Raw genomic sequence first — 1,688 nt, forward strand, 5'->3', positions numbered from 1 at the left:
TGTTATGATCCCTCTGTGGTTGTCAGATGAAATAATATAATTCATCTGACAATGACGGAGGGATTTTCGTATGCCAAGATCTAAGTTTAATGCCATCGAGAAACTAGCATTGATCAACGAATTTGAAGCTTCAGGGTTATCCAATAATGCGTTTGAGAAAGCACACGGACTAGGTGAAAAGACGGTAGGTCGGTGGCAAAATCGATACCAACGTGATGGCCTTGATGGACTGAGAGAAGCCAAGAAAAATCATCACTACAGTAGTATCTTCAAATTACAAGTTATCCATGCTTTCTTGAATGGCGAAGGTTCCGCACAGAAACTAGCTACGAAATATGGCTTACGGTCAGTTACTCAAGTGTGGGCTTGGGTTTCCAGGTATAATAGGGACAAAACTGTGACGGCCTCGCCGTCAAGAAAGCAGGTCCCGAAAATGAGCCGAAAAACTACGTGGGAAGAACGTATTGAAGTCGTTGAATTCGTTACCAAACACAAGCACTCATATAACGAAGCAGCCGAGCATTATCAGGTCTCCTATCAGCAGGCTCGTTCATGGGTTATGAAGGCTAAAGATGGCGGATATGAGGCCCTAAGAGACAACCGTGGGCGCCGTAAGGCACAAAAAGAATTGACCGACCTAGACAAAGCTAATCTACGGATTCGACAATTGGAAGGTCAGGTCGCCGACATGAAACTACTGGAAGAATTTGTAAAAAAATATCAGGAACTTCAGCGCAAGGGGTGAAACAACAACATCGACTGGCATATCGGGCAATCAGCGAGGTCAGTCAAGGGAAACACGGTGCCATCACAAAATTATTGTCGTACGTCGGCGTCAGCCGGCAAGCCTACAACAAGTTCCTCCACCGTCAAGAAACGGTCTGGGACGCTCAAGAAAAGCTACTAGAAGAACGCATCACATATTGGTTTAAACAACATCACCAAGCAATCGGTGCTGGTAAGATTTTATCAAACCTGAACCGAGACGAGCAGATCACCTTTGACGTTACCATTAAGCGAGTCAAACGCATTATGGGTAACCTAGGGATTCGATGCCGGATTCGGGTCAAGAAACATCATAGAATCAAGAAACAAGAACAGTACATGCAAGATAATATTTTGAACCAAAATTTTACGGCCACCGCCCCGAATCAGATTTGGTTATCCGATTCAACTGAATTATCTTACGGCGTCAATGGGCAGTTCAAAATGCGGTTGAGCGGTGTTTTGGACCTTTACGGACGAGTCTTGATTGCCTCTAACTTAAGTAAAACAGAAACAGCAGATGCCGAAATCGAAGTATTTCGGCGAGCTTTTGAGTACGCTGGTGACGTCAATCCGATAGTTCATACTGACCGCGGATCAGCTTATACGTCCAAACAATTCAATAACTTCCTGGTCCCCTATGAAGTCACACGCAGTATGTCACGACCGGGTACGCCTTACGATAACGCGCCAATGGAACGTTGGTGGAATGAGTTCAAGACGCATTGGATGGATCGTCATCCAATGCCCAAAACTTACGAAGGATTTGAAGCGCTGGTAAAGGAGGGAATCCACTACTTCAATCACCTAGATCGCTCACCAGCAAGAAACGACCTCACCCCGGTAGAATACCGGAATGAGGCCGCTTAGAGACAACATAAAATTATATTATTTCGTATGACAACTTGACAGGGACTAGTACA

At 45.0% G+C, this 1,688-nt stretch carries 2 protein-coding genes; both read left to right on the forward strand.

Annotated features, from left to right (window positions below; genetic code table 11):
• The first annotated feature begins 70 nt into the window (after positions 1–70).
• Positions 71–745, forward strand: coding sequence for a helix-turn-helix domain-containing protein (locus tag EKM75_RS12650; RefSeq protein ID WP_125694963.1), 675 nt, complete (start codon positions 71–73; stop codon positions 743–745).
• Positions 742–1,635 (forward strand): IS3 family transposase, encoded by an 894-nt coding sequence (locus tag EKM75_RS12655; protein WP_263853504.1) that lies wholly within the window; start codon positions 742–744, stop codon positions 1,633–1,635. The genes EKM75_RS12650 and EKM75_RS12655 overlap by 4 nt, the downstream gene beginning before the upstream one ends.
• The last annotated feature ends 53 nt before the right edge of the window (positions 1,636–1,688 follow it).

The organism is Levilactobacillus tongjiangensis (assembly GCF_003946345.1).
Classification (GTDB): domain Bacteria; phylum Bacillota; class Bacilli; order Lactobacillales; family Lactobacillaceae; genus Levilactobacillus; species Levilactobacillus tongjiangensis.

What these genes read in the sequence shown, in the direction of transcription:
- EKM75_RS12650 (WP_125694963.1), top strand. Translation starts at nt 71, where the DNA reads ATGCCAAGATCTAAGTTTAATGCCATCGAGAAACTAGCATTGATCAAC.